The sequence below is a fragment of the Sulfitobacter sp. genome (assembly GCF_041552635.1).
Classification (GTDB): domain Bacteria; phylum Pseudomonadota; class Alphaproteobacteria; order Rhodobacterales; family Rhodobacteraceae; genus Sulfitobacter.
Map to the genome: position 1 here is coordinate 1 of NZ_JBFEKM010000051.1, position 23,339 is coordinate 23,339.

The 23,339-nt window shown below is 56.9% G+C and carries 22 protein-coding genes; 14 read left to right on the forward strand and 8 right to left on the reverse strand.

Annotation, left to right across the window (positions count from 1 at the left end; genetic code table 11):
• Positions 1-92: 92 nt before the first annotated feature.
• Genes ABYT07_RS08040 through ABYT07_RS08050 form a run of 3 tightly spaced genes read right to left on the reverse strand, consistent with a single transcriptional unit; the run spans position 93 to position 4,271 of the window.
• Positions 93-1,442, reverse strand: a complete 1,350-nt coding sequence (locus ABYT07_RS08040; protein WP_372990695.1) for an acyclic terpene utilization AtuA family protein — start codon at positions 1,440-1,442, stop codon at positions 93-95.
• Positions 1,439-3,298 carry a TRAP transporter permease gene (locus ABYT07_RS08045; RefSeq protein ID WP_372990697.1) on the reverse strand — a complete coding sequence of 620 codons (1,860 nt, stop codon included), beginning with the start codon at positions 3,296-3,298 and terminating at the stop codon, positions 1,439-1,441. The genes ABYT07_RS08040 and ABYT07_RS08045 overlap by 4 nt, the downstream gene beginning before the upstream one ends.
• A 4-nt stretch (positions 3,299-3,302) precedes the next feature.
• On the reverse strand, positions 3,303-4,271 hold the full coding sequence (locus tag ABYT07_RS08050) for a TAXI family TRAP transporter solute-binding subunit (protein WP_372990699.1): 969 nt from the start codon (positions 4,269-4,271) through the stop codon (positions 3,303-3,305).
• A gap of 122 nt (positions 4,272-4,393) precedes the next feature.
• Here ABYT07_RS08050 and ABYT07_RS08055 point away from each other — a divergent pair, with 122 nt between their 5' ends.
• A complete protein-coding gene (locus tag ABYT07_RS08055; protein ID WP_372990700.1) occupies positions 4,394-5,293 on the forward strand; it encodes a LysR substrate-binding domain-containing protein in 900 nt (299 codons plus the stop codon).
• Positions 5,294-5,421: 128 nt separating this feature from the next.
• Here ABYT07_RS08055 and ABYT07_RS08060 read toward each other — a convergent pair whose 3' ends face one another.
• Together ABYT07_RS08060 and ABYT07_RS08065 are read right to left on the reverse strand one after the other, a co-directional pair.
• Positions 5,422-6,102, reverse strand: coding sequence for a DUF1236 domain-containing protein (locus ABYT07_RS08060; protein ID WP_372990701.1), 681 nt, complete (start codon positions 6,100-6,102; stop codon positions 5,422-5,424).
• Between the two features lie 275 nt (positions 6,103-6,377).
• The gene (locus tag ABYT07_RS08065) at positions 6,378-7,958 is read right to left on the reverse strand and encodes an FAD/NAD(P)-binding protein (protein ID WP_372990702.1); all 1,581 of its coding nucleotides are present in this window, start codon (positions 7,956-7,958) and stop codon (positions 6,378-6,380) included.
• Between the two features lie 400 nt (positions 7,959-8,358).
• Here ABYT07_RS08065 and ABYT07_RS08070 point away from each other — a divergent pair, with 400 nt between their 5' ends.
• From ABYT07_RS08070 to ABYT07_RS08080, 3 genes are all read left to right on the forward strand, one after another.
• Positions 8,359-8,709, forward strand: coding sequence for a hypothetical protein (locus ABYT07_RS08070; protein WP_372990703.1), 351 nt, complete (start codon positions 8,359-8,361; stop codon positions 8,707-8,709).
• 93 nt (positions 8,710-8,802) lie between these two features.
• Positions 8,803-9,321, forward strand: coding sequence for a hypothetical protein (locus tag ABYT07_RS08075; RefSeq protein WP_372990705.1), 519 nt, complete (start codon positions 8,803-8,805; stop codon positions 9,319-9,321).
• A 254-nt stretch (positions 9,322-9,575) separates the two neighbouring features.
• On the forward strand, positions 9,576-9,917 hold the full coding sequence (locus ABYT07_RS08080) for a hypothetical protein (RefSeq protein ID WP_372990707.1): 342 nt from the start codon (positions 9,576-9,578) through the stop codon (positions 9,915-9,917).
• 91 nt (positions 9,918-10,008) lie between these two features.
• Here the strand turns inward: ABYT07_RS08080 and ABYT07_RS08085 are convergent, their stop codons facing one another.
• Positions 10,009-10,740, reverse strand: a complete 732-nt coding sequence (locus ABYT07_RS08085) for an LrgB family protein (RefSeq protein ID WP_372990709.1) — start codon at positions 10,738-10,740, stop codon at positions 10,009-10,011.
• Positions 10,733-11,080 carry a CidA/LrgA family protein gene (locus tag ABYT07_RS08090; protein WP_372990711.1) on the reverse strand — a complete coding sequence of 116 codons (348 nt, stop codon included), beginning with the start codon at positions 11,078-11,080 and terminating at the stop codon, positions 10,733-10,735. The genes ABYT07_RS08085 and ABYT07_RS08090 overlap by 8 nt, the downstream gene beginning before the upstream one ends.
• 361 nt (positions 11,081-11,441) lie before the next feature.
• On the opposite strand from ABYT07_RS08090, the gene ABYT07_RS08095 reads away from it, so the two are divergent.
• Positions 11,442-12,218 (forward strand): hypothetical protein, encoded by a 777-nt coding sequence (locus ABYT07_RS08095; RefSeq protein ID WP_372990712.1) that lies wholly within the window; start codon positions 11,442-11,444, stop codon positions 12,216-12,218.
• A gap of 197 nt (positions 12,219-12,415) precedes the next feature.
• Here the strand turns inward: ABYT07_RS08095 and ABYT07_RS08100 are convergent, their stop codons facing one another.
• Positions 12,416-14,971, reverse strand: a complete 2,556-nt coding sequence (locus tag ABYT07_RS08100) for a PAS domain-containing protein (RefSeq protein ID WP_372990713.1) — start codon at positions 14,969-14,971, stop codon at positions 12,416-12,418.
• Between the two features lie 235 nt (positions 14,972-15,206).
• Between ABYT07_RS08100 and gph the strand changes: the two genes are divergently transcribed.
• The 9 genes from gph to ABYT07_RS08145 form a co-directional block, all read left to right on the forward strand.
• Positions 15,207-15,863, forward strand: a complete 657-nt coding sequence (gene gph, locus ABYT07_RS08105; RefSeq protein ID WP_372990715.1) for a phosphoglycolate phosphatase — start codon at positions 15,207-15,209, stop codon at positions 15,861-15,863.
• A 69-nt stretch (positions 15,864-15,932) separates the two neighbouring features.
• Positions 15,933-16,907: a phosphate/phosphite/phosphonate ABC transporter substrate-binding protein gene (gene phnD, locus ABYT07_RS08110; protein ID WP_372990717.1), complete on the forward strand. Its 975-nt coding sequence runs from the start codon at positions 15,933-15,935 to the stop codon at positions 16,905-16,907.
• A gap of 66 nt (positions 16,908-16,973) precedes the next feature.
• Positions 16,974-17,765 (forward strand): phosphonate ABC transporter ATP-binding protein, encoded by a 792-nt coding sequence (gene phnC / locus ABYT07_RS08115; protein ID WP_372990719.1) that lies wholly within the window; start codon positions 16,974-16,976, stop codon positions 17,763-17,765.
• Positions 17,762-18,571: a phosphonate ABC transporter, permease protein PhnE gene (gene phnE / locus ABYT07_RS08120; RefSeq protein ID WP_372990721.1), complete on the forward strand. Its 810-nt coding sequence runs from the start codon at positions 17,762-17,764 to the stop codon at positions 18,569-18,571. The genes phnC and phnE (ABYT07_RS08120) overlap by 4 nt, the downstream gene beginning before the upstream one ends.
• Entirely contained in the window at positions 18,571-19,386 is an 816-nt protein-coding gene (gene phnE, locus ABYT07_RS08125; protein WP_372990723.1) for a phosphonate ABC transporter, permease protein PhnE, read from the forward strand. The genes phnE (ABYT07_RS08120) and phnE (ABYT07_RS08125) overlap by 1 nt, the downstream gene beginning before the upstream one ends.
• Positions 19,383-20,276, forward strand: coding sequence for an HAD-IIA family hydrolase (locus ABYT07_RS08130; protein ID WP_372990725.1), 894 nt, complete (start codon positions 19,383-19,385; stop codon positions 20,274-20,276). The genes phnE (ABYT07_RS08125) and ABYT07_RS08130 overlap by 4 nt, the downstream gene beginning before the upstream one ends.
• A 687-nt stretch (positions 20,277-20,963) precedes the next feature.
• Entirely contained in the window at positions 20,964-22,058 is a 1,095-nt protein-coding gene (locus ABYT07_RS08135) for a TRAP transporter substrate-binding protein (protein ID WP_372990727.1), read from the forward strand.
• 107 nt (positions 22,059-22,165) lie between these two features.
• Positions 22,166-22,756, forward strand: coding sequence for a TRAP transporter small permease subunit (locus ABYT07_RS08140; RefSeq protein ID WP_372990729.1), 591 nt, complete (start codon positions 22,166-22,168; stop codon positions 22,754-22,756).
• Between the two features lie 29 nt (positions 22,757-22,785).
• Positions 22,786-23,339 (forward strand): TRAP transporter large permease subunit (locus ABYT07_RS08145; protein WP_372990731.1); only part of this gene is annotated, 554 nt, incomplete at its 3' end.

Here is a 23,339-nt window from a genome sequence, read left to right on the forward strand (position 1 = left end):
CCCGCATGATGCGATCCCAGTTTGCGGCGTCGAAGGCGATGATCGAGATGTTGGAGGTATCCCCCTTGTCTCCCGTGCGGCCATGGGCGATCTCATGCAACTGCATCTTGGGTCTCCAGCATTTCAAAACTTGTGCGCACGTTTTTGGCAGGCATCAATGTCGATGCAATCGCGATGATTTCTCCGACATTCCGGGTCACGCCGCCGCCGCCTGCGGGGCCGCACAGATACAGGCCTTCCACCTCGTCAACCACAAGCTGGGCGATTTCAGGCGTTTTGCACCGCGCGACAAAGCGCAGCCTGACTTCGTGCGGTGGTGCGGCCTGTTCATTGGCCACGGGGCGGGGGACTGAATTGTATCCAATCAGATCGGCGCGGCTTTCGATCAGGTCGATGCCTGCATCTTCAAGCCGTTGCTGTACCAGCTCGGCGGCAAGTCTGGCTCGGGCGACACAATTTGCACCGGCATAGCTGATCTGGCCGTCGGCCTTCCAACCGTCGCGGTAGCCGACAGAGATTTTCAAACGGCCGGTCGCCGCACGCCCGTCCGCCCCTGAAACCGCGACACGGTCGGGACCAATCTGTTCGATCATGACCTTTGAGAAATCAGCAACCACATCCGGCTGGAGATAGCTTTCCGGATCATGGATTTCATAGAGGAGCTGTTCCGTGCAAGTTGCGCGCGTCACGCAGCCACCTGTGCCCGCGACCTTGGTGATGACCGCATTGCCGTCTTCATCGACCTCTGCCAGGGGGAAACCGACACGGGCAAGGTTTGGCACATCCTTGACGCCGGGATCGGCAAAGTACCCGCCGGTAACCTGTGCGGAACATTCCAGAAGATGCCCGACAAGGGTGCCACGGCCCAGCCGGGTCCAGTCGTCCATGGACCAGCCGAAATGATGCACAAGCGGGGCAAGAAACAGCGCGGGGTCGGACGCGCGCCCACAGATCACCACATCGGCACCCGCATCAAGCGCCGCAACGATCGGCGCGATACCGATATAGGCGTTGGCTGAAATCAGGCGTTTTCCCATCGCCGCCGCCGTGGACCCGGTTTCATCAAGCTGACACGGCCCGATGACATCCAGAACGTCATCCCCCGTCACGGCAGCGATCTTGAGGTCGTGCAGGCCAAGGTCATGGGCGACCTTTCGGACCAGCCGCGCTGCAGCCTGCGGGTTTGCAGCCCCCATGTTGGTTACGATCCGCGTGCCATTTCGTGCCGTGATGGGAAGGACAGCGCGCATCCGGCGTTCCAGCATCGGGTCAAAGCCCGAAGCGGGATCCTTTAGCCGTGCGTGTTGGGCGAGGGCGATGGTCCGTTCGGCCAGACATTCGAACACGAGGAAATCAAGGTTCCCTTTTTCTGCCAGTTCGACCGCAGGTGCGATGCGATCGCCTGAAAAACCCGCACCGGCCCCTATTCTCAGCACGCTCATGTCGCGACCCCTCTCTTCTCAGACCCGATCATGAAGATCCCCGCCAATGCCGCCAAGGCGATGAAGGGCGTCACAGGGTGGGGCCAGATTGCAATGGCGATAACCGCGAGCAGTATGGCAATATCCAGCCCGCGCGACGCGGTCAGCCGCGTTCCGGCCAGCAGCGCAGGGATGGCGATGACAAGGACAAGACCGGCGGTGATCGCCTCGACGGCATCGAACCAGCTGCCTTGCAATGTCATGCCGGGATACAAAAGGAACAGGAATGGCACCACATAGGTCACGGCCCCCAAACGCACGGCCTCTCCGGCGGCGGGCAGCCAGTTGGTCCCTGCAATCCCCGCCCCGACAAAGACGGCGACACAGACCGGTGGTGTGATGACCGAAATGGTGGCGAAGTAGAACACAAACAGATGTGCCGCCAGCGGATCGACCCCGACCGCAGTCATGGCGGGCGCAAGCACTGCCGCAACAAGCACATAGGCGGCGGTCGTCGGCAGGCCCATGCCCATGATCAGGCAGACGCCTGCGACGATCACGGCGACCATGGGCACGGAATCTCCGGCCATGGTGACGATCAGCGACGACAGCGTGACGCCGATACCGGTCAGGTTGATCATCGACACCAGTACCTGCGCGCCCGCCAGCAGCACGCCGATGATGACCATACCCTTGCCCGCATCCTCAAGACCTTCGACGATCATATGCGTCATCTCTTTGATCGACAGGCGGCCCGCCTGCGTGGCGACAAAGGCGATCAGCAAACCGACCACACCGTAGAATGCCGAGGTTGAAATGGACCGGCCCAGATAGATGCCAATGCCCAGACCGCCCAATGCGGCAAGGATCGGCAGCACCCGGCGCGGTGCCGTGATGACCGCCCAGTCGGGCAGGTCCTCGTCGGGGACCACAGCCAGATTGCGGCGCAGGGCGACAAAATGCACGGTCATAAAGACCGACAGATAAAACAGGACAGCGGGAATGATCGCGCCCAGAATGATGGTGACATAGGGGATGCCAAGAATTTCAGCCATCACAAAGGCCGCGGCCCCCATGATCGGCGGCGCGATCTGGCCACCGGTTGATGCCACGGCCTCGACTGCGGCGGCGAAGGCGCGCGGATAGCCCAGCCGGATCATCATGGGGATGGTAAAGTTCCCCGTCGTTGCCACATTGGCCACAGCGGAGCCCGAGATCATCCCGAAAAGGCCACTGGCGATTGTCGCGATCTTGGCGGCCCCGCCGGGCTGACGTCCGCCCAACCGCATTGCAAGATCCATGAACGCTTGGCCGCCGCCGGTATGCAAAAGCAGCGCACCGAACAGCACAAATGAAGCAATAACCGTGGCGGCGACCCCCGTCAGCATCCCCCAGATGCCAAGATCGCCCAGAAAGATCGTTTCCGTGACAAAGGCGCTGTCAAAGCCACGGTGGTGCAGCGGGCCGGGCAACAGGTTGCCGAACAAGGCATAGCCAAGCCCGATCAACACCAGCACGGGAAAGATCAGCCCGACAGTCCGTCGGCCCAGTTCAAGCACCGCAAGGACAAGCCCGGCGGTCAGGGCCTTGTCCAGCGTCGTGGCCCAAGGCAATGTTGTCATGATCTTATCGTAGTTCCAGACCACATATCCGCAGGCGAATATTGCGATCGCGCTGAGGGCCAGATCGATCAAGACCCCGACCGGGCGCCAGGATTTCCCGGCACCCAGAGGATAAAGCGCAAAGCCAAGGGTTGCGACCAGCGCCAGAAAGATTGCTCTCTGGATCAGACCCTCGAAGGGGCCTGTCGCGGCTGTATAAAAGACGAAGGCCCCGACAAGGATCGCAAGCCCTTTTTGCATACGCTTCAGTGTCATTTGCTTAGTTGCTTTCAGACATCAGCTTGGCCGGCAGGTCGATGCCTTGCTCTTTGAACCAACGCGCAGCACCGGGGTGCAGTGGAATCGTGCCAAGCTGGACGGTCATATCGGCGATGCTTGCGCCCTTGAGGCTGGCCATCGCGTTGGCTTGGGCCGTTTTGTCCGCCATGATCGCGCTGACGATCTTGTACGCGGTATCCTCATCCATCGTGGCGGGCGCAGCGACAGCGACGCCAAAGCTCCAGGTGGTGTAGGCCGCAAGCCCGTCTGCCGCGCCTTCGGGAATGTCGACAACAGAGATGTCAGGCATATCAGCGCGCAATTTATCAGCCTGTGCGCTGCTCAGACCCAGAACCGAAATATCGGTCGCTGTGGCAATGTCCATGGTTGATCCGTCCAGCTTGTTGCCGGAACCGGATTTGACATAGCCCGCGACGCGGTTGTCCTTGATCGAATTGACGATGTCTGTCGTGGATCCGCGCACATAGTCAGCGGTCAGGCCAAGGGTGTCGAACACGGCTTCGGTGGTGGATTCGGTCGCTGACCCCTTGATGCCGGGGTTGAACTTGACGCCCACCAGACCTTCGAGGCTTTCGACGCCTGCATCCTTGCGTACCACGACGTTTTGCGGCGCACCGGTATAAACCCAGAGCAAGCGCAGATCTTGCGCATTGCCTTCGAATGCATTGGTTCCAGCATTGGCGTGCTGGGCGACGTTTGTGGTAACAAGACCCAGATCAATCTGTTCGCGCTGCATCCGGCGGATGTTGTCCATCGTGGCACCGGTTTCAACGACAGTGGCGTTTACGCCTTCTGCATTTTCGTTGATCAGCTGGCCGACCGCTACGAAATATCCGTAGTGGCTGGATGACGCGGATGTTGATCCGATCAGCAAATCCTGAGCGTGAGCGGTCACCGCAGTGCCCGCAAGAATGGTTGCGCTGATAAGCGCACGCATGGTGTGTTTCATGATATCCTCCCAATGATATGGCCTGATCAAGGTACATCTGTGTGGACACCGATCAGGTCGCAAACATCAGTATGGCGAAAGGCATCTATTGCAAGAAGTGAAGTATTCGACATAATTGATGCATGAAACGCAGCAATCCAACGCTTCTTGATTTTCAGGCCGTTCTGACCCTGTCGCAGGAACGGTCATTTCGCGCAGCGGCGGATTTGCTCGGGCTGTCGCCTTCGGCACTATCGCGGCAGATCACCGCGCTTGAGGGGCGGTTGGGCAGCCGGTTGTTTGACCGGGACACCCGCAGCGTAGAGATCACGGTTGCAGGCAGTGCCTTTGCGTTGATCGCCGAACGGATCGTCAATGCGGCCAATGACGGCATGGCTGAATTTGGCACTTATCAGTCTGCGCAACGGGGGCGGCTGACCATCGCAGGCCTGCCATCAATCACGGCAAGCTTGCTGCCGCAGATCCTACGTAACTTTACCGCCGATCATCCTGAAATTGACCTCAAGATCATAGACGCGCTGTCGGGCAGCGTTCTGGATGCCGTGGATTCAGGTCAGGCCGACATCGGATTTACTGCCGGCACTGTGACGGCGCGTTCAAGACTAGCGTTTGAGCCGCTGATGGAGGACGAATTCGTGGCCCTCGGGATGCCTGACGGCCCCTTGGCCGAAGATCGCGCCTATGGGTGGGCCGAACTGGTCGCCATGCCGTTTATCGTGATGGAATCAGGGACCAGCGTGCGCGAAATTATTGACGGTACCTGCCAGCGGTTCGGCCACAGCCTTAGCCCGCGTTTCGAGGTTGCCCATCTTGCGACAGCCGGTGCCCTGGTTTCCGCAGGGTTGGGGATCACGGTTTTGCCAAGGTTGACGCTGGCCACCTTGCGGTCCGAAACATTTGCAATTCGCGATATATCCGATTTTGGCACGCGCAGGCGCATCGGGCTTGTCAGGCGGTCAGGGCGCAGCCTATCGCCCACAGCAGCTGCTTTTCTGCGCTATGTCCGGGTATCTTCGGAGTAAGAAGGTGACTATGGGCGGGGTGTTGCAAGTCCAAGCGGGTGAGGCGGGATTTCATCCTGTAGGTCCCACAGCAAACAGGCCCGAAGGAGAGTTTCCTTCGGGCCTGAGATTTTCAACGTGAAGCGCTGTTAGCGGATAACGCGCACAATTGTGTTGGTTTCCGCATCAACGATCACCGGCTGACCGTTCAGGTTCAGATAGCGATATTCTTTCTGCGGCAGTTCGTAGGTCTGAACCGTTGTCGGTACACCGGCACCAACGACCACTTCACCGTCCACGTAGACAGTTTCGACGGGGTTGGTTGTGACATATGTGATCGTCTTTTCTTCTGGTTCAGCAACGGCCGACCCTGCTGCACCGCCCAAGATACCACCGGCGATGATACCACCGATCGGACCACCAACCGCCACACCTGTCAGCACGCCCAAGGTCGCACCAACAGCGGCACCCTGTGTCTGGTTTTTCATTGTGCCATCGACATCCTCATAGGTCACCGAATTGACTTCGACACTGGCGGGGCGTGTTGTCAGCGCCATCGCTTGTTCGTCCACGTTAACGGCCAGATAATCAGAGCTGGACCAGCCTGTGACCTCGCCGAATTTTACCTGACACCAAGAAGAGGTATCCAGACAGCCTTCAACCATGGTTTCTGCACCACCGGGGATAACACCGACAACGGTGAACTGTGGGCCAGGGCCCGAACGGATGTTCAGGTCAGTCGCGGCAATTGCATCGGTGGACTGGGCGAATGCGGGCAGTGCGGTCGAAAGCAAGAGCGCAGTGATCATACCTGTTTGAGCGATTTTCATAACTAATTACCTTACATTTGTTTCCCAGCGACCGTGAGCCGTGTGGCTTCACTTTTCTCCACCGGGTTGAAGTGTGGATACAACGCAGGATATTTGTTTTGGTTCCGGCTGTTTGACGGGGGGGGGTGCAAGGTTTTGTAATGAAAAGCTTATCTTGGGCGGTTTCGTGCCAAAGCATTTTTATCACCAGTGCGGAACATGCTACGCTGGGCCTGACACGCAGGTGGCGATCTTCTCAAGAATGCCCTGACGCAGGTGGGGCCGTGCTGGTTGCCTTACAGCGTGCCCAGAATGTCTTTGGCGACGATCCGGCCAAGGTCGTCACAATTGGGCAAGCCTTGCGAAAACGGATGTCGTTTGAGGATCTGCGGCATTGCAAGGCAATAGACGCTCCCGTCTGCGGCGTCTGTCAGGTCAAGTCTGAACGGCTCCATCAGGTTACTGTCGGGATCGGCCAGCGCATCAACCAACGAAGCAAAAGGCAGATCGGGCAGGCCTGCGGATGCTTGGCCTCGGGCATCAATCAGCGCGTCAACGTCGATATCCCCGTCAACAGTGGTGACTGTCACGCCCCCAGCCGCATTGTTCTTTATGGACGACTCTGTCCCTGTCGGGGCGATACGCAGCACCCCTGCGTCATACAGTGCCAATACACGGCGCACCGAAATATGGGGAATAGCAGCATAGCAATCCCCGAATACCGGCATCAGTTTTTCGTTGAAAAGCGTCCAGTCATCTTCGTTCAGATGCTCTAGGATCAGCTCGAAATTCTCGTGCCCGCGCAAAAGCGCATATCGGTGGTGCTGGGTTTCTTTCATCTCTTTGGATTTGACTGCTGCCTGCAAAGTCTCGCGCAATGCGCGTAGGCCGCCTATGGTTTCGCGGTGCAGGAAATAGGCATCCGAAAATCCGTCAATCGACTGTGCCTGAGGGCCAAGGGCGGCCATGTAATCCGGGGCGACCTCGTTCAATTCGGCCAACAACAGACCAAAGACCCGCTCAAGAAGGGCCTGCGGACCCTTGGCAACCTCGGCCATGACGGCTTCGGGATTCAGATGGATCAACCTTTCGTAGGGAAACGGATAGTAGAAATCGGGTTCGGGGATAATCCCCTTGTGGGACACCATCGTGATCGCAAGCGCCTCTTGGCCCGTCTCGGGGAACCAGCTGACTTTGTCATTCTCTTCGGTAAAAGCGCCATGTTCCTGTCCCAAGGCGACGACCACATCGATTGCTGACAAGGATGATCCCAACACCCCGATGTCGCCCGCCGGCTGGTCTGTGATATTCGTATAGGGCCATGGCGATACAAGATCGGCGGTGCCAAGCTGTGGCGATGATGGCCAAACATGTCCGGTCGCCAGCAAGACTTTGTCGAACGCGAAAACCGATTTACCATCCGGCGTCGCAACGTCGAGCGTCACGCTGCCCCCGGTCGGAACAACATCGACGACCTCATGGGCGGGCAGCACTCTGATGTCGTGGCCGGCATGCCGACCCGCATCACACAAATCGCTGAATTCGGATGTCAGATAGTCGCCCAGCAGCACCCTGGGATAGAAATCGCGTGCATCAATGTCTGTGCGGTCAAGGTCCCAGCGTGCCAGAAATGCGTCATCCTGATCGTGCAACCACGACACAAGAGGCCGGGTGATCGACGGAATTTCCCGGCTGAACGCATTGCAGTACATGTAGTCAGCGTTCATTCCCGCACGGTAAGGCATGCCGCAACCGACCTGATCGGCGGCGTCAAAAATGGTGATATTAAGCCGCGCCTCACCGTTCAAAAGGCCCTTGACCGTATAAAGGGCCATAGGGCCCGCGCCGATAATCGCGATTTTCTGGGTGGTATTCATGATGGCCTTGTCCAAATTACACGCCCGCACGTGTCAGCGGTAAGGCGCTACGGCTGTCCCGACACGTGCAAGGCATCTGGCGTGACGACATAGCCCTGCATGAGACCCCTTCAAGGCATTGTGGACGCCCTGTTCAGATGGCTTTCGCAAGCGGCTCAGAATGAAGTCATTGGCCCCTATGGAATGCTGATTTCGGGGGGCGTCTATCGGGACCTCACGTTTAACGGCAGCGGGGGCGCATGCGTCGAAACGGGTACCAGACATGTCGAACGCGCATTGGCGGCAAGGTTTGGCCGAGCCGGTCAAAACCGCTTTGGCAGATTGATACGTATCAATCCCAACAGACATCCTGATCATATTTCTACCTTTACGATTATTTACCTTATGGAAAGGAAAACAAATGCGTTGGACATTTTTAGCCCCTGTTGCGCTGACCCTAAGCTTGGCCATTCCCGGTGCGAGCTATGCGCAAGATAAAACAAAAGATCAGGACGGGGACCAATTGCAAACCTGCGGCGCACTGAGCGGGGCGGATTGTGCCCTTTTGCTGGAAATTCGCGAAAAGCTGAAAGGCTGCGATGGGTCGGGGTCTGCTGACTGCGCCGATTTGCTGCGCGAGCGCGACCGCCTGCAAACATGCGCCGATGCTGACATGGATCAGGATCGCGATCGGGACCGCGACAGGGACTGCGATCCCGCCGCTGACGGCTCGGGTGGGTCCGGCGGGGCTGGCGGCTCCGGCAAGAACTAGGACGAGGAGTGTGACCGCAACCGGCTCAGCAAGGACCGTTGCTGTCGCACATACCCACATCATTTTGCAAATCCACAAAGGAAAGAAAGAAATATGAAACACGATTTTACGTTGAGCGGCCTTGTTGGTGCCGTCGCGGTGATGGCCGTGATGGCCGCGTCGGTGCCGGTTCTTGCAGGTTCCGACTCCGACGAAAAATACGATGATGACAATAATGCATTTAGCATGCCGTATGGTGGCGGTGCCTTTGGGCACATGAACTTGATGGGGATGCGTGTGGATGACAATGCCGATGGCATCATCACCGCATCAGAGGCATCAAGGCATGCCAGCACTGCATTCGCCTTTTTTGACGGGGATGCCGACGGGCAGATTTCCATGGATGAATTTCTGGATAGCGCCCCCGCGGCAATGCCGATGGGGCGGCGCAATCAGGAGCGGCGGTATGTGAACCGCACGGCACGTTTCAAGGCAATGGATGGCGACGGTGACGATACCGTGACACTGGCCGAATTCATGTCAAAGGTTCAGGCAAACTATGACGCAGCCGACGCCAATGCCGACGGAAAGGTGACCATTTGGGAATTCCGCGCACAGCGAAATCCGTTTTGACAAAGGCTGAGTGAGCGGGCGGGCGCGTCGCCAGTGATCTGGCGGAAAACAAGCGCCCGCTTGTCAGTGCCGCCCATTTGCCACGCCTTGTCCGCGCCATGAATGGAGGCCGCACAAGATGTTGCAGCATATGTCTGCGGGATGGTCTGACGTCTGATCGCAAGTGAAATCCGGCTCTTTGTGCCAGCCTTTGCGGCAGATCAATTTGCGCAGGCCGTCACGCGCTAAAGTGTTTCTAACCTAAGGAAGTACTTATGAAATATCTTAAAACGATTATCTCGGGCCTCTTTGTATTTGGGGTGGCCGGGTGCAACATGGAAATATATCCGCAACCCTATCGGTCCCCTGTGGTCTTGAGCACACAAGTGTCACCACATGTCTATCTGGTGACACCCTTAAGCGGACTGAGCTATTCGGTGCAGTACTTCCCCGGTGCCATATCCGAGCGTGCCATCGTGAACAGCTTTGCCCCCCATTGCACCACATTGGGCCGGCGTGCCGTGCGGGGACCTGGTCCGACACGGCGACAGTTCGTCAGGCGTAACAGGTGGCAACGCGGTCAAACAGTGAATATGTTCACCGTTATCTGCCGTTAGGTGACAGTAAAGTTCGTGCGGATTAGGGCGCACAACGGCCGTGCAATTGGCGCAGATCGCCCTGGTCTGGCACGATCTTTGCAAGGCCCGGTCAGATGCCGAGCAGACCGATCAGAATACCCCAGATGACTGGCAAGAGCAGTGCCGTCGCGAGGGCGTTCAACCCCATTGCAAGGCCCGAAAACGCGCCAGCTGTTTCGTTGACCTGAAGCGCGCGCGCCGTGCCAATCCCGTGGCTGGCGGTGCCCATTGCCAGACCGCGTGCACGCCAATCCTTGACGCCGATCAGGTTCAGAATGCCGGGCCCGAACATGGCACCGATGATGCCTGTCGTAATCACAAGGACGGCCGTCAGGGATGGGAGGCCGCCAAGCTCCTCTGCGATTGCCATTGCGACGGGGGCCGTGACCGATTTGGGCGCAAGGGATGCCAATATCGGCAACGATCCCCCGAAAAACCAAGCCGTTGCCACGGCAGTCACAATCGCGGTGAAAGATCCGGCAATCAGGCTTGCCAATATTGCCACTGCGGACCGACGCACCGTGTGCCATTGCCGGTAAAGCGGCACCGCCAGAGCGACAGTTGCGGGGCCAAGAAGGAAGTGAACAAACTGCGCGCCCTCGAAATACGTGCCGTAGTCCGTATCGGTCAGCAAAAGCATCGCAACAAGCAGCAAAACTGCGCCAAGAACCGGGTTCAACAATGGATTTCGCCCGGCTTTCTCGAAGGCAAAGTTGGCGACCTGAAACGCAACCAGCGTCATCGTCAGGTGGAACAGGGGCGTCGCACTTAGATACACCCACGTGTCTTGCAAGCTATTCACCGGTGCCCTCTTTTCCAAGCCATTGCATCAATCGTGCGGTCACCACAATCGTGGCCAACGTGCTAAAGATCAGGGCAAGACTAAGCGGTATCAATGCCTCGCCCAGCAATTTGAAATGCAGCATCACGCCGGTACCTGCGGGCACAAAGAGCAATGACATGGAATTCAAAAGACCATTGGCCGTTTGATCGAGCCCCTTGGGCACTTTTCCAATCAGCATAAGGATAATGAACAGCAAGAGCATGCCAACAACGGGGCCGGGAACAGGTATGGACAAGGCTCCGACAGCAAGCTCTCCGGCCAGTTGGCAAACAAGGATTAAGGTCAGATAGGCTAACATGGCGTTCTCGTATTCCAAGCACACAAAACGATGGCAGCTTCGACCTGTTCAATCAACCCCGTTAAACGGTCGGGGGTATGCACCGTCCCGCTAGGCTGTTGGGCTGGATGGTTATGCCCGTTGATATCACCATTGTATTCGTGGGGGGGGAGGCGTGGCGATCACACAGGTGCGCGCGATGAAAAGGAACGGGCCAAACATGTCGGGGCGTGGGGTGTGTTACCATCTGCACCCTCTGGTGGAAAAAGGGGCGTTGCGGGTTTGATCCGCGAAAAAGAAACGTATTCGACTTGATGAATATCAATAGTCTGCTCCGTCACGGTCCTAGGCTGAAATCACCTCATATGAACGGAGATTAAATATGAAATTTCTAGGATCGTTAAAGAACAAGCCATCCGGCGTTGGAACTTGCGTATCGGCCTTTGCCGTCGCGGCGGTGCTGACCGTTGCGTTGCCCATCACATTCCCGGCTGAAACAGGCACCTTTGCATTCGCCCAACAAGGCGGCGGCCAAGGCGCTGGCGGCGGTGGTGGAAATGGCGGTGGCGGAAACGGTAGTGGCGGAGATGGCGGCGGTCAGGGCGGCGGCGCTGGCAGTGGGCAGGGCGGGCCCGGTGCAGATTCCGAAGGCAAAGGCCCGCAAGCGGGCAGTTCGGGCGGGTCGCAAGGCGGGAAACCTGTATGGGCCCAAGAGGGCATCCCCGAGGTTGAACTGGGGCGCTTGAATGTCGCACGGTCGCCGGACCGCATTCTGGAAAAGGCGGTTGCGGAAGAGATATCGAACCTGACACCTGACAAGATCGCGTTCTATTCAATGTCTCTCGCAGAGATGATCGAGGCTTTGTCGACCGACTTTGACAATGTTTCGATGATCGATTCACCGGTGGCAAACCTTGGATTGCTCAAGGATGTTCTGGATGGCACATCCTTGCTAAGCGCCGAAGGGGTGGTCAACAGTCCCGATGTTCTGGCTGCCGTGTTCTTGGGGACGGCGTCGGACAAGACAGTTTCGATATCCACAGAAACTGCCGACGCAGTGGCCACAATCCTCGGGTTTGACCTGACACCAGCAGAGGCCACGTCCCTTGCAGAAGATGCCGAAGCGATCCGCGACGCCATCCTGACTGGGCATGGCTAACACGTATCGCTTTTGAAGCTGCCAGACTGGGCCGAAACATTCGGCCCATTCTAAGTATTCCGGCTTGGGCAGAATGGTATGGCGAACTGCCCAAGCCGCTTTCAATCAGTCGAAAGACTGGCCCCTTGGGGTCCGGGATCCCATTCCCAATACAGGCACCGCTCGATCGCTTTGGGGTGGCATCAGCCGGGTTTGCGTCAGCGTTTACCCTTGGCCATAGATGCGGCCTTGGCGACTGCAGCAAGAAGATCGGTGCGCTGTACCGGTTTCATCAATCTGATATCCTCGGGCCTCAGGCCGTTGCCGTGAACTGTGGCTTCACTTGCATAGCCGGACATGAACACGACCGGCAAGTCGGGCCAGCGTTCCCTAAGCGCCTTGGCCAGCCCCGTACCCTGTAGCGTTCCGGGCATAACGATATCGGTCAACAGCAGATCAAACGTGGGGTTGGCTTGAAACGTGGCAAAGGCCTCGTCCCCCGATGCGGTCGCTGTCACCTGATAGCCCTCCCGCTCAAGAATAAGGACCATGGTAACGCGCACAGCATCTTCGTCCTCTGCCAAGAGCAGCGTCTTTCCGTTGCCTGCCGCCTGGCTTTGGGGGGGCAGTGTAAGGGCGGGTTGGTCTGTCTCGGCTGTCGTCGCGGGGAAGTATAATTTGAACGTCGTGCCTTGGCCGCGTTCGGTATAAACCTGCACGGTGCCATTGGACTGTTTCATGAAACCTTCCGTCATAGACAGGCCAAGACCTGACCCCAAGCCGGGGGCCTTGGTTGTGAAGAACGGCTCGAAAATCGAACTGATGACATCGTCGGGAATGCCGGGGCCGGTGTCGCTGACGTCCAGCATGACATAACGACCGGGGGCCAGATCTTCTTTTCGGTCAACGACATAGGCGTTGTCGATCCGCACATTGGCGGTCTCGATCGTCAGGCTGCCATGTCCGTTCATTGCGTCGCGCGCATTCAGCGTAAGGTTCAGCAGTGCACTTTCCAGCGACGAACGATCCGCCTTGATCGGCCACAATCCAGCAAGCAGCGATGTTTCGACCACGACGCTTTCCGGCAGGGCGCGTGCCGTCCAGTTCTTGGCCTCGCGTACCACGTTGTTAAGGTCGAGACGCACGGGGTTCAGGGGGGCCTGACGCGCAAAAGCCAGCATGTTTTTGGTCAGGTCGGCCCCGCGCAGTGTTGCTGTGATCGCAGCGTCGATCATCTCTTTTTGCGCCACAGGGTCCTCATCTTCGCGCAACAGCTCCAGATTGCCCAGGATCACCGCCAGCAGGTTGTTGAAATCATGCGCCACGCCGCCGGTCAACTGGCCGATGCTCTCGTTCTTTTGCGCCCGCCGCGCAATCTCGCGCTCTTCTTCCATCCGTCTTTGCAGTTCCACCTCGCGGGTGACATCCAAGACGATTGCTTTGACATACAGCCTGCCATCTTCGGTCGATGACCCACCGTGGTGGTCCAGCCACCTGATTTGTCCGTCGCGGGCCTTGATCATATAGCGCCACGAAAGCGGTTCGCCGGTTTCACAGCTCTTGCGGCTCGCTTTGAGAAATGTGGTCAGATCCTTGGGGTCGTGCATCTGCGCAAGAAGGACCGGATTGTCGTAAAGTTCCGCGTCGGTATAGCCCCAAATTTCAACGCATTTGGGGCTGATATAGAGCAACTTGGGGTTTTCCCATTCTGTGACGTCATATTCGATGATGACGCCGGGCAATTTCTCGGCAACCGACGCAATCCGGTTCCTGGAATCGCGTTCTTTTTGTCTGGCCTCGCGAATATCTGTCAGGTCGCTGTTGATGCCGGTAATCCGGTTAACTCCGCCGTTGGCATCCAGTTCCGCAAGCCAGCTTAGACGGATATATTGTATCGTGCCGTCTGGCCGAAATGCCCGGTAATCCGTATTGCCCATGTATTGTCCGCGCGCCCATGATGTGTTCATTTCTTCGCGCACGCGGTTCATATCATCGGGGTGAAACAAAGGTCGCCATTCCGACTGCTGGATCATTCCGGGTTTTCGGTTCAGCCCCAGCATCGCAATCATTCCGGCATCATAATAAAGGGCGGTTTCGCCAACTTTGTAAACGAACATGCCCACACCGGACGCGCGCATGACCAAGTCCAGCCTGTTTGCAAGGTCTGCGGTCTGATTGGTATTATCGGCATATCGCAATGCGTATTTCAGGGTTTGCCAAGTGATCGAAATGGAAAGGCAACTAATGATTGCGAACCCCAACATGGTCCAAAAGCCGTCCGCAACAGTATCTTGGGGTTGATCAACCAGAGTTGGCAAAAAATAGGGCGGAAAATGCAGCAGAACGCATCCGGATATTAGGGCAACAATGGCCGACTTTCGAACCTTGGGCCAGTCAGGCAGTGGGATCAGATAGCTGACCACAAGACCCAAAGCCGGCATGGTTATGTTCATGAAGACGTCTGTGTTGCTTGGTGGACCAACCATCAGAAACCGAAAAAGCGCAGTGCAAAGCCCTGCAATCACGGCACCAACCGGACCGCCTAGGTAGCCCGCGAACACAAGCGGCCCTGCCGCGAAATCCAAGTGCGCTGAATAAGAGCCAAGCTGCATGGCGACAACGTCCAGAGACACGGCCGTGACGCTAAAAATTATCGCTAGCAGGATTTGTTGTAACCGTTCGCGGTTTTTGATGCGGGCCCACGTGAAGACCACATAAACGAGCACACCCGCCAGAAGCAAAGATGTCAGGCTTTCCAAGATAAATGCGAACAATTTGTCTCCTGACCGGGTCGACCTATACTAATGGGCACCACTTAAGCATGTAAGAAATCGTGCGACAAACCTATTCGTCTGGCCTATTCGTCGGACCCATTCATCGGGCCCATTCGTTGGGGACGTGTTTCGATTGATATGCGTCAGGTTTTCTTTGCGCGGCTTCTTATGCGTCGGATATATAAAACAGAATTTTCGCTTTGTGCTGCACTGGATGACGCGATATGAATTCGGAATGATAATCCCCAAAGCGATCATTTTTGATCTGGACGGCACCCTGATCCACAGCGCGCCCGACCTTCATTCTGCCGCGAACGCCACGCTATCTGCGCTTGGACGTGAGGCGCTGGATTTGCCGACCATCATCTCGTTTATCGGCAACGGTGTCGAAAAACTGGTCGAACGCAGCCTTGATGCGACGGGGGGCTATGACGCTGCGCTGAGGGGCACAGCACTGGATATGTTTTTGAACAGCTACAATCAGGACATGACAACCCTGACCCGACCCTATCCCGGCGCCATGGCAGCGCTTGCGGCATTTCAGGGTGCCGGTGTTCCTTTGGGCATCTGCACCAACAAGCCAACCGGACCCGCGCGGGAAATCTGCGACAGGCTGGATCTAACGCCGTTCTTTCAGGTGATTGCCGGGGCCGAGGATGGACTGGCCAAGAAACCCGATCCGGCCCCTTTGTTGGGCTGCATCAATGATCTGGGGGCAAAACCGTCGGAAACATTATATGTCGGCGACAGCACGATTGATTATTTCACGGCGCGCAATGCCAACGTGCCTTTTCGTTTGTTCACAAGCGGATACTTGAACGCGCCTTTGCCAGACCTGCCGGATGCCAACCGGTTTGCGGATTGGGCGACCCACGGAATCGAAACCGACTGAAAGCGAACAGAAACGCGCTTGCAATGTATTCGTTTCCGGTTAACCTCTCGCATCTGGGAGGATATCTAAATGAAACTAATGAATTCACTTTTGTCCGGCGCTGCCGTGGCATTTGCACTGTCGCTGGCGGGTCCCGTTGCGGCGCAGGATTGCCCGCATGGTGATCTGGACAAGCGTTTTTGCGACGTGGACGGCGACCTGATCGCCGATACGCCCACCGATCCGGCAGAGCTGGCTGATCCTGACACGCTGATCTTTGCTTATACCCCCGTCGAAGACCCTGCGGTCTACAAAGAAGCATGGTCCGACTTTCTGACCCATCTTGAAAGCGAAACAGGCAAGAAAGTCATGTTCTTCCCTGTGCAAAGCAACGCCGCCCAGATCGAGGCGATGCGGTCAGGACGTTTGCATATTGCGGGCTTTAACACCGGATCGAACCCGCTGGCCGTCAACTGTGCGGGCTTTAACCCGTTCACCATCATGGCGTCCAAGGATGGCAATTTCGGCTACGAGATGGAAATCATCACCTATCCTGGCTCCGGCATCGAAAAGGTCGAGGACATCAAAGGCAAGCAGTTGGCCTTTACCTCGCCCACGTCGAACTCCGGCTTCAAAGCGCCAAGCGCTATTTTGAAGGGTGATTTTGACATGCTGCCCGATCGTGACTTTGAACCGGTCTATTCCGGCAAGCACGACAATTCGATCTTGGGTGTCGCTAACAAAGATTACGCGGCCGCGTCCATTGCGAATTCGGTCAAAGCGCGGATGCTTAGCCGTGACGTGATCACCGAAGATCAGGTTGTGACGATCTATAAATCGCAAACTTTCCCGACCACAGGGTTTGGCACCGCGCACAACCTGACGCCTGACCTCAAGGAAAAGATCCGCAATGCGTTCTTTAACTTTGAGTGGGAAGGCACGTCGCTTCAGGCCGAGTTCGAGAAGTCGAACGAGGGCCAGTTCCTGCCAATGACCTACAAGGAATTCTGGGAAGTCATCCGTAAGATCGATACCGCAAATGGCGTCAGCTATAGCTGCGAGTAACGATTGATTGGGCGGGTCTTCGGGCCCGCCTTTTCCAATAATAATATTTGGGGCGGGGGTGCTGTCATGCTGCGGCTTGAGAAGCTTGTTAAGACATATAAAACGGGCGATCAGGCCCTGAAATCGGTGGAACTGAATGTGCCAGAGGGGCAGGTTCTCGCTTTGATCGGTCCGTCGGGCGCAGGGAAATCCACGCTGATCCGGTGCATCAACCGGTTGGTTGAACCGACAACAGGCAAGATTTTTCTGGGCGATGTCGAACTGACCGGCCTGTCCCAAGGCAACCTGCGCCGCGAACGTCGCCGTATGGGGATGATCTTTCAGGAATATGCATTGGTCGAACGGCTAAGCGTGATGGAAAACGTGCTATCTGGACGCTTGGGCTATGTCGGTTTCTGGCGCAGCTTTCTGCGGCGGTTCCCGCAAAAAGATGTGGACGAAGCGTTCCGCCTGCTGGATCGTGTCGGCCTTGCCCATATGGCCGACAAACGCGCCGACGAACTGTCCGGCGGGCAACGTCAACGCGTCGGCATTTGCCGCGCGCTGATCCAGAACCCGGCGCTGTTGCTGGTCGATGAACCCACAGCGTCACTTGACCCGAAAACATCACGCCAGATCATGCGCCTGATTTGCGAGCTGTGCAAAGAACGCGGGCTGGCGGCGATCATTAACATCCACGATGTGGCCCTTGCCCAGATGTTTGTGCAGCGCGTCATCGGCCTGCGCTTTGGCGCGGTCGAATTTGACGGCCCCCCTGACGGGTTGACCCCCGAGGTGCTGACAACGATCTACGGGGAAGAAGACTGGGAAGCGACGATCGAAGCGGTCGACGAGGACGAAGCCGAGGCAGCAGAATGAGCGAGCTGCACACCCTCATTGGCAAACCGTGGCGCAAACCGTCTTTCATCAAGCGGCCATGGCTTCGGTGGGCGCTGATCCTTGGGTTCTTTGCCTATCTCATCGCGGCCTACATGACGATCGATGTCAATTGGTCCCGCGTTTACGAGGGGCTTGAGCGCGGCAAGAAATTCGTTCTGGCCTTCACCAGCCCTGATTTCACCACACGGTCGTCGGATATTTACGAGGGCATGGTGGAAAGCATCATCATGACCATCGCATCATCGGTTGTGGGCATCGCGATCTCGATCCCGATTGCCTTGGGCGCTGCACGCAATATTGCGCCGCTTCCGGTCTACCTGATCTGCAGGTCTATCATCGCCATCAGCCGCGCCTTGCAGGAAATCATCGTGGCGATCCTTTTGGTCGCGATCTTTGGCTTTGGTCCCTTGGCAGGCTTTCTCACGCTTAGCTTTGCGACCATCGGTTTCCTGTCCAAACTGCTGGCCGAAGACATTGAAAGCATGGACAAAGTACAGGCCGAAGCGATCAAGGCGTCGGGGGCCAAGTGGACCCAGTGGATCAATTACGGGGTGCAGCCTCAGGTGATGCCGCGTCTGATCGGCCTTAGCATCTACCGGCTTGATATCAACTTTCGCGAAAGTGCGATCCTGGGGCTGGTGGGCGCGGGGGGCATCGGTGCCACGCTCAACACCGCATTCGACCGTTATGAATACGACACGGCGGCTGCAATCTTGATGATCATCATCTTGATTGTGATGGGGCTGGAATACTTGTCCGGCGTGATCAGGGCGAGGGTACAATAATGCCGGTACAAGATCTAAAGGGCCAAAAAATCTGGCACCGCCGCACGGGCCGCGAAAGCCTTGGGCATTGGGTCATGTGGCTGATTGGCGTTGCCATATTTGCCTATTGTTGGCAGCAAATTTCAGCATCGACCACGTGGTTTTTCGTCTGGGATGCGCCGCGCATTGCCGATGACATCTGGACCCGCGCAACGCCGCCCCGCTGGGAATACATCACCCAATTGGGCAAGCCGATCTGGGACACGCTGAACATTGCGACCTTGGGCACGATCTTTTCGCTGATGCTTGCCGTTCCGGTGGCGTTTCTTGCGGCGCGTAACACCACGCCGTCGCGCCTGTTTATCCGTCCCATCGCGCTGCTGATCATCGTGTCCACACGCTCGATCAACTCGCTGATCTGGGCATTGCTGCTGATCGCCATTATCGGCCCCGGTGTTTTCGCGGGCGTGATTGCGATTGCGATCCGGTCCATCGGCTTCTGCGCCAAACTGCTTTACGAGGCGATCGAGGAAATCGACCAGACCCAGGTCGAAGCCGTAACCGCCACCGGCGCGTCGCGCTGGCAGGTCATGGCCTATGGCATCGTTCCGCAAATCTTGCCCGCCTTTGCAGGCATCGCGGTGTTCCGCTGGGACATTAACATCCGTGAATCAACCGTGTTGGGGTTGGTCGGCGCAGGCGGCATCGGGTTGCAGCTGTCGTCATCGTTGAACGTGCTTGCATGGCCGCAGGTATCGCTGATCCTGCTGGTGATCCTTGCGGCGGTCGTCATTTCCGAATGGGTTTCTGCCAAAGTGCGCGGCGCGATCATATGAACCTCGCACAGGCGTTTGAGAGCTACGAGCGCGTTCGCCACCGACTGCCGGTGGCAAAGGCGGGCGCGTCTTGTACAAGGCTGCCGGACCTTGATGCGCTGGCCGATGACATGGATGTTTTCCTGCTGGATGCTTTTGGTGTGCTCAACATCGGTGAAACCGCGATCTCGGGCGTGCCCGAACGGATCGCGGGGCTGCAAAAGGCCGGCAAGCGGGTCATGATCGTGTCAAACGCCGCCGGCTTCCCCCATGCCAAGCTGATGGAGAAATACAAAAACCTCGGGTATAATTTCGCCCCCGAGGACGTGATCACCAGCCGCAAGGCCACGCTTCATGCGCTGCGAAATGCACCGCCGATGAAATGGGGCTTGATGGCGACCCAAAGCCTTGGCCGGGGGGATATTGAACCCTTTGACATGGTCTATCTTGCGGAAGACCCAGCAGAGTATGATGCCGCCGAGGCATTTGTTTTGTTGGGCAGCGCCGTTTGGACGGAAACGCGACAAGCGTTGTTGGAAGCCTCGCTTAGAAACGCGCCGCGTCCGGTATATGTCGGCAATCCCGACATTGTTGCCCCCCGCGAAGATGGCTTTTCGATCGAACCGGGCCATTTCGCGCACCGTCTGGCTGACCAGACCGGGGTTGAGCCGCAGTTTTTTGGCAAACCCTTTGGCAACATCTTTGATCTAGCTTTTGCGCAGATCGACAAGATCGACCTTGGCCGCACTGTGATGGTCGGGGACAGCCTTCATACCGATATTCTGGGCGGGCAGGCGGCCGGGCTAAAGACAGCCTTGATCGCGGGCTATGGTTTCTTTGCGGGTCATGATGTGGCTGGTCCCATTGCGACATCAGGCATTCAGCCAGACTATATTTTGCAACGTCCCTGATTGGCCGTTCGGTCATGGCGGCAAAAGTTGGCGGTGCCATGCATTGCGCAAATGCCGATATCCGACGGTATTTCTAACTGCCATCGCCTGCGGTGCAATCTTGATATTTTGACTATGAATTCCGTGCCTTGGGACATGGCCCGATCCGGGCGATAGTCGCATCACGGCTTGGGAGAGATGTGATTCGACATCGGGCAGTTTTGTTTCCGCTAACATTTTTGAACGCTTGCGAAATTGAGAGCCAAGGCGCGGATCGTCGCTGCGTTTGCGGAGCCGTTGCGGGTTTTGTAAAAATTCGGCGCTGTACAACTTTGACGCAGGTTCGGAGCGTCAACGAAGGATTCCAGAGCGCGGCGGCGTCACTGCGGGACCGGTCGGTTAGGGGCGCAAAGCAGTTGAAACCGTTAACTTTCTGCCTTGGGTTGCGAAACCTTTGCCCGACAAGCAAGGTGCCGTCTGTGCAGAATAATTTCCTGATATTTCGCCGAAACGGCTGTTTTGAAAAAAGAAGTTCTTGCCTAAAGCCCCTCAAACAATATCATTGTCCTTGGGTAACGTTGTGCTGCGTTCTGTGATCGGGGGGAGAGCCAAGATTACAGACAACACAAGCGGCTGAACGGGGTCCGAAAAATTGAATGTGGACCGCTCGACCGAGAGGCTACCGCATCGAATTCCTTGGGAGGAAATATGACAAACTCTATCAATCGCAGAAAGTTTCTGCGCGGGTCGGCTGTTGCCGGGGCTGCGGCGCTTGCCACACCTGCACTGGCGGAAAGCCATGGCACAACAATCAAAATGCAGGCGGCTTGGGGCGGCGGCATTTTCCTTGAGAACGCGCAGTCTTTTGCGGCACGTGTAAATGAAATGTCTGGCGGTTCGCTGACCATCGAAGTCCTTTCGGTCGATGCGGTCGTGAAGACCAGCCAGATGCAAGATGCAGTCCACCGCGGCGTACTGGATGCGGCGCACTATGTGTCCGCCTATTGGTACGGAAAATCCAAGTCGGCGTCGCTGTTCGGCACAGGCCCTTGCTTTGGCTGGTCCAGCCAGGAAATGCTGGGCTGGATCCATGCAGGTGGCGGTCAGGAACTGTTTGACGAACTGATGGGCGAACTGCGTTTGAATGTTGTCTCGTTCTTTAACTCGCCGATGCCGGCGCAGCCGCTTGGCTGGTTCCAGCAGCAGATCACCGATGCGGAGCAGATCAAGGGCCTCAAGTACCGGACTGTTGGTCTGGCTGCCGACGTCATGCTGGAAATGGGCATGTCTGTTGTTCAGCTTCCCGGTGGTGAAATTCAGCCTGCAATGAAATCTGGCCTGATTGACGCGGCAGAATTCAACAACCCGACGTCCGACCGTGACTTTGGTATGCAGGATGTTTCCAAGGAATACATGCTGGCGTCCTATCACCAAAGCCAGGAATGTTTCGAGGTCACGATCAACAAGGACAAGTGGAACAGCCTGTCCGACGAACACAAAGCGATCATCAAGAACGCCTCGATGGCTGAAAACTCCGGTTTCTACTGGGGCAACACCAAGCGGTATTCCGATGACCTGATCAAGCTGCAGGAAGCAGACGGCGTCAAGGTGCACCGCACCCCTGATTCAGTCATGCAGGCGCAGTTGGTTGCGTGGGACGTGGTTGCAAACCGCATCGCGGAAGAGGACCCGTTCTTTGCCAAGGTGATGGAATCGCAGAAGGTCTATGCCAAGGAAGTCATGGGTTATCTCAACCTGAACCAGCCCAACTACCAAATGGCCTACGACCACTATTTCGGCTGATCGTTTCGCGAAAACAAAGATGTCCGGGTGCCATGTCGGTGCCCGGACATCCTATGCTTGCACGCGTGAACACAGTTCCGCGCATCTGTTAAGGGAGCAACAGACACATGAAATTCGTACACGCCATTGAAGGTCTCAGCCTTTGGGTTGGACGCGCTTTTGGATGGTGCATTCTGATCCTGACGCTGTCGGTCTCCTACGAGGTTTTCGTACGCTACGTGCTAAATGCGCCAACGGTCTGGTCGTTTGATATGATGGTCCAGATGTATGGCGCGCTGTTCTTGATGTGCGGGGCCTATGCGCTGGCGCAAGATACGCATGTGCGTGCGGATGTTGTGTACCGGTTGTTTCCGGTCAAGGTTCAGGCGGGATTGGACTTTGTCCTCTACTTCTTGTTCTTCTTCCCCGGTATTCTTGCGCTGGTCTGGTACGGCTATGAGATCGCTTCTGACAGCTGGCGCTACAAAGAGGTCAGCTTTAACAGCCCGGCCAGCATCCAGATTTACTTCTTCAAATCGCTTATCCCGCTTTCCGGGGGGCTTCTCGTCATCCAGGGTATTGCCGAACTGGTGCGCTGTGTGATGGCCATGCGCTCAGGCGTCTGGCCCGAACGCCTCGCGGATGTGAAAGAAACCGAAGACCTTCTGACCACTGCCGATCTTGACCAGATCCGCGCCGTGGCCCCAGCCCGCAAATAAGCTTTTCAGCGCTTCACGAAAGAGAAAAGATGTCAAATCCCGAAGTCGCCTTGGTGATGCTTGGACTGTTTATTGTCTTCGTTTTACTTGGTTTTCCGATTGCCTTTACCCTGCTCGCGATGGGGGTTGGCTTTGGCTATTACGCCTATTATCAAGGGCACCCGATCGAAACGTTCTCGGATATATTCAACAATAATATCTTCTATCTGGTGAACCAGAACACCTATTCCGTGATGGAAAACCCGACCCTTGTGGCGATACCGCTGTTTTTGTTCATGGGCTACGTGGTGGAACGCGCCAACATCGTGGATAAGCTGTTCTTCTCGCTTTATATGGCCGCGCGAAACCTGCCGGGCAGTCTTGCCATTGCGGCGCTGCTGACCTGCGCTGTGTTCTCGACGGCGTCGGGGATTGTGGGCGCGGTTGTGACGCTGATGGGCCTGCTGGCTTTTCCTGCTATGGCCAACGCCAATTACAACAAAAGCTTTGCGTCCGGTGTTATCTGTGCCGGCGGTACGCTGGGTATTCTGATCCCGCCATCGATCATGTTGATCGTCTATGCCGCCATCGCTGACCTGTCGCC

Excerpts from the sequence above, each read along its gene's own strand:
- ABYT07_RS08040 (WP_372990695.1), bottom strand. The coding sequence starts at position 1,442 with ATGAGCGTGCTGAGAATAGGGGCCGGTGCGGGTTTTTCAGGCGATCGC.
- ABYT07_RS08045 (WP_372990697.1), bottom strand. The coding sequence starts at position 3,298 with ATGACACTGAAGCGTATGCAAAAAGGGCTTGCGATCCTTGTCGGGGCC.
- ABYT07_RS08050 (WP_372990699.1), bottom strand. The coding sequence starts at position 4,271 with ATGAAACACACCATGCGTGCGCTTATCAGCGCAACCATTCTTGCGGGC.
- ABYT07_RS08055 (WP_372990700.1), top strand. The coding sequence starts at position 4,394 with ATGAAACGCAGCAATCCAACGCTTCTTGATTTTCAGGCCGTTCTGACC.
- ABYT07_RS08060 (WP_372990701.1), bottom strand. The coding sequence starts at position 6,102 with ATGAAAATCGCTCAAACAGGTATGATCACTGCGCTCTTGCTTTCGACC.
- ABYT07_RS08065 (WP_372990702.1), bottom strand. The coding sequence starts at position 7,958 with ATGAATACCACCCAGAAAATCGCGATTATCGGCGCGGGCCCTATGGCC.
- ABYT07_RS08070 (WP_372990703.1), top strand. The coding sequence starts at position 8,359 with ATGCGTTGGACATTTTTAGCCCCTGTTGCGCTGACCCTAAGCTTGGCC.
- ABYT07_RS08075 (WP_372990705.1), top strand. The coding sequence starts at position 8,803 with ATGAAACACGATTTTACGTTGAGCGGCCTTGTTGGTGCCGTCGCGGTG.
- ABYT07_RS08080 (WP_372990707.1), top strand. The coding sequence starts at position 9,576 with ATGAAATATCTTAAAACGATTATCTCGGGCCTCTTTGTATTTGGGGTG.
- ABYT07_RS08090 (WP_372990711.1), bottom strand. The coding sequence starts at position 11,080 with ATGTTAGCCTATCTGACCTTAATCCTTGTTTGCCAACTGGCCGGAGAG.
- ABYT07_RS08095 (WP_372990712.1), top strand. The coding sequence starts at position 11,442 with ATGAAATTTCTAGGATCGTTAAAGAACAAGCCATCCGGCGTTGGAACT.
- gph (WP_372990715.1), top strand. The coding sequence starts at position 15,207 with ATGATAATCCCCAAAGCGATCATTTTTGATCTGGACGGCACCCTGATC.
- phnD (WP_372990717.1), top strand. The coding sequence starts at position 15,933 with ATGAAACTAATGAATTCACTTTTGTCCGGCGCTGCCGTGGCATTTGCA.
- phnC (WP_372990719.1), top strand. The coding sequence starts at position 16,974 with ATGCTGCGGCTTGAGAAGCTTGTTAAGACATATAAAACGGGCGATCAG.
- phnE (WP_372990721.1), top strand. The coding sequence starts at position 17,762 with ATGAGCGAGCTGCACACCCTCATTGGCAAACCGTGGCGCAAACCGTCT.
- phnE (WP_372990723.1), top strand. The coding sequence starts at position 18,571 with ATGCCGGTACAAGATCTAAAGGGCCAAAAAATCTGGCACCGCCGCACG.
- ABYT07_RS08130 (WP_372990725.1), top strand. The coding sequence starts at position 19,383 with ATGAACCTCGCACAGGCGTTTGAGAGCTACGAGCGCGTTCGCCACCGA.
- ABYT07_RS08135 (WP_372990727.1), top strand. The coding sequence starts at position 20,964 with ATGACAAACTCTATCAATCGCAGAAAGTTTCTGCGCGGGTCGGCTGTT.
- ABYT07_RS08140 (WP_372990729.1), top strand. The coding sequence starts at position 22,166 with ATGAAATTCGTACACGCCATTGAAGGTCTCAGCCTTTGGGTTGGACGC.